Below are 13,506 nucleotides of genomic sequence, written 5' to 3'. Positions count from 1 at the left end.
CTCGCCTGTCATTACAGGCAAGTGAACAAAATCGAGAGCTTCTTCCAATGCCCGCAGTCCAACCCTTGCGCTTGCGCCCGTTGCTCAAACTGAGCCTGATGCTGAGCCTCAGCGCCAGCCCGTTGTTCGTCCCCGTCAGCTATGCCGAAGACAGCGCCGCGCGCCGCAGCTACCAAGTACCTGCCGGCAGCCTGAGTGCGGCGTTGACCCGTTTTGCCGGGCTGTCGGGGGTCAACCTGTCGGTGGACCCGGCGCTGGTCAGCGGGCGCAGCAGCAGTGGTTTATCCGGCGAATACGGCGTGGAAGAGGGCTTTGCCCGCCTGTTGCAAGGCTCCGGCCTGCAGTTGCAGCCCATGGGGGAGCAGGCTTACATGCTGGTGCCGGTGCCGGAGGGCGGCAGCCTGGAGCTGGCGCCCACGTCCATCCTCGGCACCACTGGCCTGTACGACGGCGACACCTACGCCGGTGGCCAGGTGGCGCGACGTGGTTCGCAAGGCCTGCTGGGCACCCGTGACTTCATGGAAACGCCGTTCAGCATGACCACCTACACCCAGGACGCGGTGAAAAACCAGCAGGCGCGCACCCTCGGCGACCTGATCGCCAGCGACCCGTCGGTACGCGCCACCAACCCGGCCGGCGGGCGTTATGAACAGTTCACCATTCGCGGTTTCAGCCTGTTCAACAGTGATGTGTCTTACAACGGCCTGTACGGCGTGCTGCCGACCTACACCATCGACATGGAAATGGCCGACCGCGTCGACATCTTCAAAGGCCCCACCCAGTTGATCAACGGCATCTCGCCGCGCGGCAGCGTGGGCGGCGGGATCAACGTGGTGCCCAAGCGTGCCACCGACAAGGACATCACCTCATTCACCGGCACCTGGGCCTCCGACAGCCAGGCCGGTGGCGCCGTGGATGTGGGGCGGCGCTTTGGTGAGGACAACAAATTCGGCCTGCGCTTCAACGGCGTGAAGCAGTCCGGCGATACCGAATGGGACCACCAGAGCGTCGACCGTGAGATGGCCGTGCTGGGCCTGGATTTTCGTGGCGAGCGCCTGCGCCTTTCCACCGATATCGGCCGCACCGAGCGCGACACCGATGCGCCGCAGGAACGTGTGCAAGTCGCCGCTGCCGCGCCGGTGCCCAGCGCCAACGATGTACGCCGCAACTACGCGCAGTCCTGGAGCAAGGCCCGCACCAAGGACACCTTCGGTACGGTGAACGCCGAATATGACCTCAGCGATTCGGTGATGCTCTACGGCGGTGTCGGCGCGCGTAAAAGTAACCACGAGTTCCTGCGTCATGCGGTGTCGGTCAGCAACGCAGCGGGCGCGTTCACCGTATCGCCACGGGATTTCACCCGCGATGAAAACGTCCGCACCGCCACGGCCGGCGTGCGTAACTGGTTCCACACCGGGCCGGTGAGCCATGAGGTCAACCTGGCCGCCAGCTACTTCTATATGGACTTCACCAACGGCGGTGCGCGTTATGCCAACGCATCGAGCAATCTCTATAACCCCGTGCAAACCCCGACGCCGTCTGTGGCCACACGCCAGGATGCGAAGGTGTACACCGAGAACACATTCAGCGGCGTGGCCTTGTCCGACACCCTGGGCTTCTTCGATGACCGCCTGTTGCTCACCCTCGGTGCGCGCTGGCAGCGAGTGATCGTGGACGATTGGAGCGACGGCATCAAAGGCAAGACCAACTACGACGAAGAAAAGATCTCGCCTTCGGGTGGCCTGCTGTTCAAGGCCACCGACAAACTGTCGCTGTACGCCAACTACATGGAAGGGTTGAGCCAGGGCAAGATCGCACCGTCCACGTCGCGCAACGAAGACCAGATCTTCCCGCCGTTTATCAGCCGCCAGGTGGAAGTGGGCGCCAAGTACGATGCCGGTGCCTTCGCCGTCACCGCCGCCGTGTTCCGCATCAAGCAACCGGCCTACGAGACCAACGCCACGTCGCGGCTGTTCGGCCCCAATGGCAAGCGCGAGAACACCGGTGCGGAGCTGAGCGTGTTCGGCGAGCCCCTCAAGGGCGTGCGCTTGCTCGGCGGTGTGATGTACATCGACAGCAAATTGAAGGACACCACCAATGGCGCCTGGGACGGCAACCGCGCGCCGGCCACGCCCAAGTACAACGTCAATCTCGGGGCCGAGTGGGATGTACCGACCCTCGAAGGCCTGACCCTGACCAGTCGAGGCATCCACTCCAGTTCCCAATACCTGGACCAGTCCAACGTCAAGGAAATCGACGCCTGGAACCGCATCGACGTGGGCGCCCGCTACGCCTTCAAGGTCGATGACAAGCACATCACCCTGCGGGCGAACGTGGAGAACGTCGCCGACAAGCGCTACTGGAGTTCGGCCGGCGCGTCGGATGACAGCGAGCCGGGGCTGACCTTGTCGACCCCACGTACCTACCTGCTGTCTGCCACCGTCGACTTCTAGACGCGGTTAAAAATGTGGGAGGGGGCAAGCCCCCTCCCACAAATGAGAATGTTTTTTGATCACGCCGCCCCGATATGGAATAGTAGCCGCCGTTTTCCCCAGCCCGTCCAGTTGGGGTGTTTTAACGCCGAGGTACCTCCATGCGATTGCTGCGCTCCATCCCCACCCTTGCTGCCTGCCTGCTGGCGTTCTCTTCCAGCCTGCTAAGCGCTGCCCCCATCGACCTCAATGACGGCCAGCACGCGGTGCATCTACCCGATGCGCCCAAGCGTGTGGTGGTACTGGAGTTCTCTTTTCTCGACAGCCTCGCTGCCGTTGACGTGACCCCCGTCGGCGCCGCCGATGATGGCGACGCCACCCGCGTGCTGCCGCGTGTGCGCCAGGGCATCGGCCAATGGAAATCCGTGGGCCTGCGTTCGCAGCCGAGCATCGAAGAAATCGCGCGGCTCAAGCCGGACCTGATCGTGGCCGACCTCAACCGCCACCAGGCGCTGTACAGCGACTTGGCAAGCATCGCGCCGACCCTGTTGTTGCCCTCGCGTGGTGAGGACTACGAGGGCAGCCTCAAGTCCGCCGAGCTGATCGGCAAGGCCTTGGGCAAAAGCCCGCAGATGGAAGCCCGCATCGCGCAGAACCGTGAAAACCTGAAGAAAGTCGCCCAGCAGATCCCCGCCGGTGCCAGCGTGTTGTTCGGTGTCGCCCGTGAAGACAGCTTTTCCGTGCACGGCCCCGACTCCTACGCCGGCAGCGTGCTGCAAGCCATCGGCCTGAAAGTGCCATCGGTGCGCGCCAATGCCGCCCCGACCGAATTCGTCAGCCTTGAACAACTGCTCGCCCTCGATCCGGGTTGGCTGCTGGTCGGCCATTATCGCCGCCCGAGTATCGTCGACAGCTGGAGCAAGCAGCCGCTGTGGCAAGTGCTGGGCGCGGTGCGTCACCAGCAGGTGGCCGAAGTGGACGGTGACAGCTGGGCGCGCAACCGTGGCGTGTTGGCCTCGGAGCAGATCGCCGAGGACGCCTTGGCGATCCTCAAGGGCGGCAAAGCCGTACTGAGCCAATAAGCATGGGCCGTGGTTTGGCCGCAGTCGGCATCGTAGTGCTGGGCGCCGTGTTGTTCTGGCTGTCGTTGTACAGCTGGTCGCCGTTCACCCTCACGGCGGCCGACGCCTGGAATGGCCTGATGCATCAGGGCAGCGTGGGCGGCAATATGGCCTATATCGTCGCCCAGTTGCGCGTGCCGCGTGCGGTGTGCGCGGCATTGGTGGGCGCCTGCCTGGGCTTGGCCGGGGCGCTGATGCAGGGCATCACCCGCAACCGTCTGGCATCGCCGTCGCTGTTCGGCGTGACGGCGGGCGCGGCGTTGGGGCTTGCGTTGTTTTCCACGGGGTTGGTCGCGCCGCCGTTTGCCGGCGGTGCCTTGCTGATGACCTGCCTGGGCGGCGCGCTGGCCTGGGTCACGGTGTTCAGCCTCGGCGGTGCCTGGTCGCCGACCACGGCCCAAGGTCGGCTGGTGTTGGCCGGGGTGGCCGTCGCCGCGTTGTGTGCTGCCTTGACCCGGCTCACGGTGATCCTGGTCGAAGCCCAGGCGCAAAGCGTGCTCAATTGGCTGGCCGGTTCCCTGGCCAACGTCGGTGCGGCGCAGGTGCAATTGCTCTGGCCGTGCACCTTGATCGGCGGCGTGTGGGCGTTGTGGTGCGCGCCACGCCTGAACCTGATCAACCTCGGCGAAGACGCCGCGCGCTCGTTGGGCGTGGGCATCGCCAGCCTGCGCTTGCAGGTGTTCGTCGCCAGCCTGTTGTTGGTGGGGGCGAGTGTCTGCGCGGTCGGGCCGATCGGTTTTGTCGGGTTGATCGCGCCGAATATCCTTCGCCAGTTTCTCGGTAATGACTACCGCTGGCTGATCCCACTCAGTGCCGCCTTGGGCGCAGTGATCGTGCTGGGCGCCGACCTGCTCAGCCGCGCCGTGGCGTTCCCGGTGGAAACCCCGGCCGGGGTGGTCACGGCACTGATTGGTGCCCCGTTCTTCCTCTTTCTCGCCAGGCGTGCCCTATGACCCAGCCACGATTGCGCCTCTGGTTGCTGCTCGGTTTGTTGCTGCTGGCGACGTTCGTCAGCCTCAGTGCCGGCACCTTGTGGCTCACGCCCGAAACGGTGCTGGAGCGCCTGCTGGCCCATGACGCCCTCGACTTTGAAGTCTGGAACCACCGCCTGCCACGCAGCCTGATCGCGATCCTCGCCGGCTGCGCATTCGGCCTGGCCGGGGCGATTGTGCAGGGCGTGATTCGCAACCCGCTGGCCTCGCCGGAGATCCTCGGTGTCACCCAAGGTGCGGGGCTCGCGCTGACGGTGGCAATCATCAGCTGGCCGCATTTGCCGATTGCCTGGCTGCCCCTGGTGGCCTGCCTGGGCGGCGCGGGTGGTGCGTTGCTGTTGGCGCTGTACAACACCGGCGTGAGTTTTTCCGGCGTGCGTTTTGCGTTGTCCGGGGTCGCGATTGCGGTGACCTTGTCCAGCGTTACCGAGTTTCTGATCCTGTCCCACCCGCTGGACATCAACACCGCCTTGCTCGCGCTCACCGGCAGCCTGTGGAGCCGCAACTGGCACCATGTGGCGCTGGTGCTGCCGTTCCTGGTGTTGATCCCGCTGGGGCTGTGCCTGGCCAAGCCGTTGAACCTGATCGCCCTCGGTGATGAGGCGGCCCACAGCCTGGGCACCGCACTGAACCGCACGCGCTGGCTGGCGATGGCCTGCGCGGTGCTGCTCACCAGCCTGGGCGTGGGCGTGATCGGGCCGATCGGCTTTATCGGTTTAGTCGCACCGCATATGGCACGGCGCCTGGTCGGTGGGCATCACCAGTACCTGCTGCCGGCGGCGATGCTGATCGGCGCGCTGTTGCTGGTGCTGGCCGACACCCTCGGGCGCACGCTGATCGCGCCCAGCGAAATCCCCGCCGGGGTGCTTACAGCGGTGATTGGCGCACCTTATTTTCTTTGGTTACTGGCACGGTTCAAGGGCTGATCACATGAGTATTCTTCAAGCACGCGCGCTGGATATCGGCTACGGCGCCACCCCCATCGTGCAGGGGTTGTCGTTCACGCCACCGGCGGGCAAGGTCACCGCGTTGATCGGCCCCAATGGCTGCGGCAAGTCCACCTTGCTCAAGGCGTTTGCGCGCATCCTCAAGCCCACGCAAGGCGAGCTGAGCCTGGACGGCCAGCCCTACGCCAGCCTGTCCGCCCGCCAACTGGCCCGACACATTGCATTCCTGCCCCAAGTGCTGCCGGTGCCCGAAGGCGTCAGCGTGCGCCAGTTGGTCGCCTATGGCCGCAGCCCGCACAACTCGCTGTGGGGACGCCTGAGCGGCAATGACCAGGCCCATGTGACCCAAGCCATGCAACGCCTTGAACTCGACAACCTGGCCGACCGCGCCCTGGCGGACCTGTCCGGCGGCCAACGCCAACGCGCCTGGCTGGCGATGGTCCTGGCGCAAAACGCACCTGTGGTATTGCTCGACGAACCCACCACCTACCTCGACATCAGCCACCAGGTCGAACTGCTCGACCTGATGGGCGAACTGGCCGCCGAAGGCAAGACCGTGATCACCGTGCTCCACGACATCAACCAGGCCTGCCGCTACGCCGACCACCTGGCGGTGATGCACGCTGGCAAGCTGGTGGCCGATGGCGCGGCGGGGGAGGTGATCAGTGCGGAGTTGATGCGCCAGGTGTTTGAGGTGCAGGTGCAGATCATGCGGGAGCCGGTGGCCGGCACCCCCATGTGCCTGGTCGAGAAAAGTACCCGACCTCAAGCCTGAGCTTTATTTGCGGCCCAGGGGCAATTTGGATACGGTGCAAGCCTGCCCACAAGGATGTCCCCATGACCGAGCCCACCCCCAAGACCCGCCGCGCCCCCAAAGGTGAAAAACGCCGCGAAGAGCTGCTGGACGCGGCCTTGCAGGTATTTTCCCTGGAGGGCTACAGCGGCGCTTCAGTGGCAAAGGTGGCGGCCATCGTCGGTATTTCCGTGGCCGGTGTGCTGCATCACTTTCCCAGCAAAATTTCATTATTGATGGGCGTGCTGCAACGTCGCGATGAGGTCAATCAACGAATCGCCGATGAAGTGCGCGCCGAAAAGTCCCTGACCGGGTTGCTCGGCAGCCTGCGTGCGATCAACCGTTCGAACGCCACCGCACCGGGGGTGGTGCGCGCGTTTACCATTTTGAATGCCGAAAGTCTGCTCGACACCCAACCGGCGTGGGCGTGGTTCCAGGAGCGTTATGCGGGGATCCAGCGGCGCTTGCAGGGGCAGTTTGCCGACCTGGTCGCAGCGGGGGAGGTGCGCAGTGATGTGGACATCGCCGGGCTGGTGGAAGAAATCCTGGCCATGATGGACGGCCTGCAGATCCAGTGGCTGCGCTTTCCGGAGCAGGTGGACCTGGTGGCGCGGTTTGACAGCTACATCGCACGGGTCGAGGCAGCCATCAGAACCTGAGTCGAACACAGTCAACATGTGGGAGGGAGCAAACCCCCTCCCACAAGGATCAGTTGCCGGTGGCACTGCCCTGGCTGCTGTCATCGCTCATGTCATAGCCATCACCGTCGCTGGTGCCGCTATCCCCTTCATTTTGATGCAGCACACCGCCGGTCTTCACCGTCGATTCACGCAGCGTCGAGTTGAGCGCCGAGCGCGGCAGCGGGTTGCTCGTGGTGGTCGACAGTTCCTGGCGGAACGGGTTGACCAGCTTGGCGTTCAGGCGAATATCCTGGGACGACGCGCCCACCGACAGGTTGAAACTGTCGGCATCCACGACCCATTGCTTGCTCGCCACGTCGTAGTAGGCCAGCGAGCGATCGTTGAGCTCGATGGTCACGCGCTTGCTCTCGCCCGGCTTGAGGAACACCTTCTTGTAGCCCTTGAGTTCCTTGATCGCACGTTCGACTTTCGGGTTGTTCTGGCCCACGTACAACTCGGCCACTTCGGCGCCCGCGACCTTGCCGGTGTTGGCCAGGTCGAACGACACCTTGATCGGCGCACCGGCCACCGCCACCCCAGGGGTCACGCTGATGTTGCTGTAGCCGAAGGTGGTGTACGACAAGCCGTAGCCGAACGGGTAGAGCGGCTTGATGCCCTTTTTCTCATAACCGCGATAGCCCAGGAACAGGTCGTCCTTGTAGCTCATCTCGGCCAGGGTTTCCTGGTTGTCAAACTTGGGGAAGGTCGCGTAGATCGGGTTGTCTTCGATGTTGCGCTCGATGCTGATCGGCAGCTTGGCCGACGGGTTGACCTTGCCCAGCAGGATCTCCGCCAAGGCCTGGCCGCCGTTCTGCCCAGGGTAGAACGCATGCAGCGCGGCCGGTACCTGGTCGATCCAGTCGCTCATCTTCAGGCCGGTGCCGCCGTGCAGGGTAACCACGGTATTCGGGTTGACCTTGGCGATGCTCTGGATCAGCAGGTTCTGGTACTCGGGCAGGTCGAAGCTGTGGTCGAAGCCTTCACCTTCGTATTCATTGCTGTTACCGGCCGCGACCAGTACCGCGTCGTACTTGGCCAGGTCCTGCGGTGCCACCAGCGAGGCCCAGCTCATCTGCACGCCGACCAGGCCGCCCATGGTCGAGAGGTAGCCGTTGCGGCGTGAATATTCCAGCTTGATGTCGACCGGTTTGCCGGCTTCCAGGTTGACCTTGGCAAACACCGGGATGGTCGGCGGAATGCTGTTGTTCGGCAGCGGCTTACCGTCGCCGTTGTCGAGGACTTTCTTGCCGTTGACGTAGAGGCGCACGGCGCCGTCGGCACGCACCTTGAACACCTGCTCGCCGCTGACCGTCGGGGTGATCTGGCCGCTGTAGCGGATCGAAGTGGCGGCGGTATCGCCGTTCACCGGCAGGCTGTCGGTGGACCAGTCCAGGTCGACATGGGTGTCGGTGCGGCTGGCGGCCGGGTCGCCGGACCAGTTGGTGTTGCTGAAGAACTCGGTCTTCAAGCCTTTGACGCTGTTGCCATTGCTGTCGGCATGGGTCCAGGTCGAGGTGGCCGGGTCCAGGGACAGCCCGTCGATGAAATCGACCTTGGCGCCCGGCGCCAGTTGCTGCAAGCCGCTCAGCTCACTGATGTAGTTGGCGGCCATGACGTTGGCGCTGCCAAAACCGGTAGGCGGCGCGTACTTGGCCAGGGTGCCGACCACGGCGATGCGCTTGACCTTCTTGGCGTCCAGCGGCAGCAGGCTGTTCTGGTTTTTCAGCAGCACGATGCCTTCGCGCGCGGCGTTCAGAGCCACGCGGTTGCTGGTGGCGCTGTTCATGTTGTGGCTGGTCAGCGGCGCCTTGCTGTCGAACTTGTACAGGTAGATCTGCTTGAGGATGCGGCGCACCTTGTCATCGATGGTCGCGCTGCTCAGCTCGCCGCTGTCCAGGTACGGCTTGAGGATGGTGCTGTTCATCTGGTAGCCCATCATGTCCAGGTCGGTACCCGCCTGTGCCGCCGGCAAGCCGTCGACCACCGCGTTGTAGTCGCTCTGCACGAAGCCTGGGTAGCCCCATTCGGTCTTGAGGATGTCACGCATCAGGTGCTTGTTCTGGCACGCGAACTCGCCGTTCACCTTCTGGAACGCACACATCATCATCGCGACCTTGCTGTTCTTCGAGGCGGACTCGAACGGCGGCAGGGTCATCTCGCGCAGCACGCGCTCGCTGATGATTTCATCGAGGTGGAAGCGGTTGCTTTCCTGGTCGTTGGCGGCGAAATGCTTGGCGTTGGCCCACACGCCACGGGACTGAATGCCGTTGATCACCGCCGGCCCCAGGCTGGCGCCGAGGAACGGGTCTTCACCGGACAGGTACTCGAACGCCCGGCCGCTGTATGGCATGCGGTACAGGTTCACCCCTGGCCCGGTGACGAACTGATAACCACCGCTGGCGGTGTCGTAGCCCAGGGCACGGCCCAGGTCGATGGCGCGACGCGGGTTCCAGCTGGCGGCCAGGTTCGGCCCCGACGGGTAAACCACGCCCTGCGCGTTGCCTTCACTGGTGTAGCGCACGCCCACACCGCCATCGGCGCCGTGAATCTGCGGGATTCCGTACTGGGTCAGTGGCTTGACGTCCCAGCCCCCGGTGCCGCCGATGTAGGCGAGTTTTTCTTCCATGGTCATCTTCGCCAGGGTCTTGTCCGCAGCTTTTTCCGCGCGGCTTACCCGACCTTCATCCAGGGCAGGACTGGTGGCCGCATGCACCTGGGACACGGCCAGTGCCAGCAGGGCGAATGCCGACTGTGCACCGATCATTTTGCGTTTATTCATGGGTCTCTCCGACAACAGTTCAGTAAACATGGCGCGCCGAGAAGTGCGAGTTGCACCGCACCTCGTCACTTTTTTCTGGGCAATAGTTGCCCGTGATCGCAATTTTTAACCGATGGCTAATTGCAACTATTTGGCGAATTTCGCAGTTCTATTAGTGTAAAAATTGTATTAGTTATTGTTGTGGGTAGTGTCTAAGCGATATCACGATATGGCATTTTGAACCGCGAAAACCGCATAATTAAGGCAATTCTTGCGCTTGGAAGTCAAACAAAAGCTAATTTTTGCGTGAAATAAGAAATAATTTCTTACGTTCAGGAACTAAGACTAAACCTACCAGTCGATTGGTTTAAGGAAATTTGTCGAGTCATGGCCAACTAGTGGCATTGCTCGATAGTTCTAAAGTGCCATGTTTACACAAGCTGTCATACACAACGCTTTGGTGTAGGGTCTTGATCGAGTTCAAGGCGCCACTTGGGCTATCTGCTGTTTTTGATCTGGAGAAAGTTGATGAAGATTTCCCTGTTGGGTGCCGGTGTTGTTCTGGGTGTTGCGCTAAGTGGCGCGGCGATGGCGGCGGAGTCCACCGACGCCGATGCGAAATCCGGGGCTGCCGATTCCACGGTGTTGACCCAGGCTCACGATGCCAAGGCGGTTAAAAAGCAGAAGGCTGAAACCACCAAGGGTGGGCGGCCGCTGAGCAGCAGCCAGGCCGCGCCGAAGACCTCGAACTAACGGGGAAATGCGCTCCCCTGTGGGACGGGGCTTGCCCCCTCCCACAAGAGTTTCCCATAGCCCTTTAGAGCATCGCCCCTCAGATTTTTACCCATGCCCAGCCCTTCAACGCCCATCGATGCCTGCCAACTGCACATCCCGCACACCGAACAGGTCTGCGCGTGGCTGATGCAACACGCTGGGTTGAAAACCGTTGACCTGGAGCGTGCCCGGCGCCTGTCCCAGGAGGGCGGTGACACCGAATTACTGGGTCTGCTCACGCGCCTGGGGCTGGTTTCCGAAGTGGAACTGGCCCGTGCCTGGGCCGACCTGCTCGGCGCACCGCTGCTGTTGGCCGATGCTGCGCCGCCGCTGCTGGACCCATTGCCGGTATTGACCGAGCGTTTCATGCGCCACTATCAAGTGGTGCCCGTGGGCTGGAGCCAGGGCGGCCTGCGGGTGCTGGCGGCCAACCCGTCGCTGGTCTACCCGTTCCAGGCCATGGCCTATGCCTGCGGCGTGCCGGTGTGGCTGGCGGTAGGGCCGCGCAACGAAGTCGAAACCCTGATCGAGCGTTACTACGGCCAGGGCCGTTCGGCCATGGGCACCCTGATCGAAAACCTCGACGAACAGGGCGGCGCCCTCGAAGACATCGAACACCTCAAGGACATGGCCTCCGAAGCGCCGGTGATTCGCCTGGTCAACCTGATCCTGCAGCGAGCAGTCGAGAATCGCGCCTCGGACATTCATATCGAACCCTTCGAAAACCAGCTCAAGGTGCGCTACCGCATCGACGGCGTGCTGCACGAAGCCGAAGCCCCACCGTCCAGTTCTTCGGCGGCAGTGATTTCGCGGGTGAAGATCATGGCGCGCCTGGACATCGCCGAGCGGCGCCTGCCCCAGGACGGGCGCATTATGCTGCGCATCCAGGGCAAGGAGCTGGACTTGCGGGTGTCTACCGTGCCCACCAGTTTTGGCGAATCGGTGGTCATGCGTTTGCTCGACCGCCAGACCGTGCAGTTCGATTTCCAGAGCCTGGGCTTTGATGGCCAGCGCCTGGAAACCTTCCTCGAAGTGCTCGAACGGCCCCACGGCATCCTGCTGGTGACCGGGCCCACCGGCTCGGGCAAGACCACCACCCTGTACACCGCGCTGTCGCGGCTCAATACCGCCGAGCGCAAGATCATCACCGTCGAAGACCCGGTGGAATACCAGCTTGAGGGCATCAACCAGATCCAGGTCAAACCGGCCATCGGCCTGGACTTCGCCGGCGCGCTGCGCTCCATCGTGCGCCAGGACCCGGACGTGATCATGATCGGTGAAATCCGCGACCTGGAAACCTGCCGCATCGCGATCCAGTCGTCCCTCACCGGCCACCTGGTGCTCTCCACCCTGCACACCAACAGCGCGGCGGCGAGTATCACGCGCTTGCTGGACATGGGCGTCGAAAGCTACCTGATTGCCTCGACCGTCAACGGTATCCTCGCCCAGCGCCTGGTGCGGCGTCTGGACCCGGCCACCCGCGAAGCCTTCGAAGCCCCTGCGGAGTTGATTGCCGAACACGGCCTCGACCGGTTTACCGAGCAGCGCCCGATCATGCTTTATCGCCCCCGCGCCGATGCGCCGGGCGGTGGCTACCACGGCCGCAGTGCGATCACCGAACTGCTGGTGATGAACGACGAACTACGCAGCCTGTTGATGCGCCAGGCCGACGCCGCCACCCTCGAACAGGCCGCCCGCCGTGGCGGCCTGCGCACTTTGCATGAAGAAGGCCTGCGCCAGGCCGTGGCCGGTGTCACGTCACTTGAAGAAGTGCTGCGCGTCACCCGGGGAGAGGGCGCATGAGCCTGTTCAAATACCGCGCCCTCGACAGCCAGGGCCAGGCGCAAAACGGCACCCTCGAAGCCAAGGACCAGGACGCCGCCGTCGCCGCGCTGCACAAGCGCGGCTTGTTGCTGTTGCAGATCGAAGTGGCGGGTGCCCAGGGCCTGCGCAAGGCCTTTGGCCGGGGCCAGTTGAACGGCGCGGCGCTGGTCAGCTTCACTCAACAGTTGGCCACGCTATTGGGGGCTGGCCAGCCGCTGGAGCGTTCCTTGGGCATCCTGCTCAAGCAGCCCGGCCAGCCGCAGACCCGTGCGTTGATCGAGCGCATACGCGAACAGGTCAAGGCCGGCCAGCCGTTATCCAAGGCGCTGGAGGCGGAGGGCGGCCAGTTCTCGCCGCTGTACTTGAGCATGGTCCGCGCCGGCGAGGCGGGCGGCGCCCTCGAAGACACCCTGCGCCAGCTCAGCGACTACCTGGAGCGCAGCCAGTTGCTCAGGGGCGAAGTGATCAACGCGCTGATCTACCCGGCGTTCCTGGTGGTCGGCGTGCTCGGTTCGCTGGCCTTGCTGCTGGCCTACGTGGTGCCGCAGTTCGTGCCGATCTTCAAGGACCTGGGCGTGCCGATTCCGCTGATCACCGAGGTGATCCTGGGCCTCGGCCAATTCCTCGGGGCCTACGGCCTGGCGGTGCTGGCCGGGTTGATTGTCGGCGCATGGACCCTGGCCGCGCGGTTGCGCGATCCCCAGCGCCGCGAACGCTATGACCGCCGCGTGCTGGGCATCCGCATCATCGGCCCGTTGCTGCAACGGGTCGAAGCCGCCCGTTTGGCCCGCACCCTCGGCACGCTGCTGAGCAACGGTGTGGCGCTGCTGCAAGCGCTGGTGATTGCCCGCCAGGTCTGCACCAACCGCGCCCTGCAAGCCCAGGTCGCCCAGGCCGCCGAGTCGGTCAAGGGCGGCGGCACCCTGGCCAGCGCCTTCGGCAGCGAGCCGCTGCTGCCTGATCTGGCGTTGCAAATGATTGAAGTCGGCGAACAGGCCGGCGAACTCGACAGCATGCTGCTCAAGGTCGCCGAGGTGTTCGACGTCGAAGCCAAACGCGGCATCGACCGCCTGCTCGCCGCGCTGGTGCCGTCCCTGACCGTGGTCATGGCGGTGCTGGTGGCGGTGATCATGCTGGCGATCATGCTGCCGCTGATGAGCCTGACCAGCAATATATGAACCCTTA

General features: G+C 63.8%; 10 protein-coding genes. 9 read left to right on the top strand and 1 reads right to left on the bottom strand.

The features are described from left to right. Nucleotides 1-47: 47 nt before the first annotated feature. The 6 genes from M2397_RS17145 (at nucleotide 48) to M2397_RS17120 (ending at nucleotide 6,944) form a co-directional block, all read left to right on the top strand. Entirely contained in the window at nucleotides 48-2,453 is a 2,406-nt protein-coding gene (locus M2397_RS17145; RefSeq protein WP_259244133.1) for a TonB-dependent receptor, read from the top strand. Between the two features lie 140 nt (nucleotides 2,454-2,593). Next, nucleotides 2,594-3,514, top strand: a complete 921-nt coding sequence (locus tag M2397_RS17140) for a Fe(3+) dicitrate ABC transporter substrate-binding protein (protein WP_259244132.1) — start codon at nucleotides 2,594-2,596, stop codon at nucleotides 3,512-3,514. Nucleotides 3,515-3,516: 2 nt separating this feature from the next. After that, complete coding sequence (fecC, locus tag M2397_RS17135) at nucleotides 3,517-4,506, top strand: iron-dicitrate ABC transporter permease FecC (RefSeq protein ID WP_259244131.1); 990 nt, start codon at nucleotides 3,517-3,519, stop codon at nucleotides 4,504-4,506. Beyond that, complete coding sequence (locus M2397_RS17130; protein ID WP_145336257.1) at nucleotides 4,503-5,471, top strand: iron chelate uptake ABC transporter family permease subunit; 969 nt, start codon at nucleotides 4,503-4,505, stop codon at nucleotides 5,469-5,471. The genes fecC and M2397_RS17130 overlap by 4 nt, the downstream gene beginning before the upstream one ends. A gap of 4 nt (nucleotides 5,472-5,475) precedes the next feature. Beyond that, nucleotides 5,476-6,267 (top strand): Fe(3+) dicitrate ABC transporter ATP-binding protein FecE, encoded by a 792-nt coding sequence (fecE, locus tag M2397_RS17125; RefSeq protein WP_131698257.1) that lies wholly within the window; start codon nucleotides 5,476-5,478, stop codon nucleotides 6,265-6,267. Between the two features lie 62 nt (nucleotides 6,268-6,329). Continuing rightward, entirely contained in the window at nucleotides 6,330-6,944 is a 615-nt protein-coding gene (locus M2397_RS17120; RefSeq protein ID WP_131698256.1) for a TetR/AcrR family transcriptional regulator, read from the top strand. A 49-nt stretch (nucleotides 6,945-6,993) separates the two neighbouring features. Here the strand turns inward: M2397_RS17120 and M2397_RS17115 are convergent, their stop codons facing one another. Continuing rightward, nucleotides 6,994-9,744, bottom strand: coding sequence for a glycoside hydrolase family 3 protein (locus tag M2397_RS17115; RefSeq protein WP_259244130.1), 2,751 nt, complete (start codon nucleotides 9,742-9,744; stop codon nucleotides 6,994-6,996). A 507-nt stretch (nucleotides 9,745-10,251) separates the two neighbouring features. Between M2397_RS17115 and M2397_RS17110 the strand changes: the two genes are divergently transcribed. The 3 genes from M2397_RS17110 (at nucleotide 10,252) to gspF (ending at nucleotide 13,499) form a co-directional block, all read left to right on the top strand. Continuing rightward, nucleotides 10,252-10,476 carry a hypothetical protein gene (locus tag M2397_RS17110; protein ID WP_027607412.1) on the top strand — a complete coding sequence of 75 codons (225 nt, stop codon included), beginning with the start codon at nucleotides 10,252-10,254 and terminating at the stop codon, nucleotides 10,474-10,476. A 93-nt stretch (nucleotides 10,477-10,569) separates the two neighbouring features. Further along, nucleotides 10,570-12,300 carry a type II secretion system ATPase GspE gene (gene gspE, locus M2397_RS17105; protein ID WP_184743040.1) on the top strand — a complete coding sequence of 577 codons (1,731 nt, stop codon included), beginning with the start codon at nucleotides 10,570-10,572 and terminating at the stop codon, nucleotides 12,298-12,300. After that, nucleotides 12,297-13,499 carry a type II secretion system inner membrane protein GspF gene (gene gspF / locus M2397_RS17100; protein ID WP_145336251.1) on the top strand — a complete coding sequence of 401 codons (1,203 nt, stop codon included), beginning with the start codon at nucleotides 12,297-12,299 and terminating at the stop codon, nucleotides 13,497-13,499. The genes gspE and gspF overlap by 4 nt, the downstream gene beginning before the upstream one ends. Nucleotides 13,500-13,506 lie beyond the last annotated feature (7 nt).

Origin of the sequence: Pseudomonas sp. BIGb0381 (assembly GCF_024809815.1) — a bacterium.
Taxonomy (GTDB): Bacteria; Pseudomonadota; Gammaproteobacteria; order Pseudomonadales; family Pseudomonadaceae; genus Aquipseudomonas.
The sequence above is the reverse complement of the archived record's forward strand: the minus strand, read 5'-3'. Positions and strand labels throughout refer to the sequence as shown.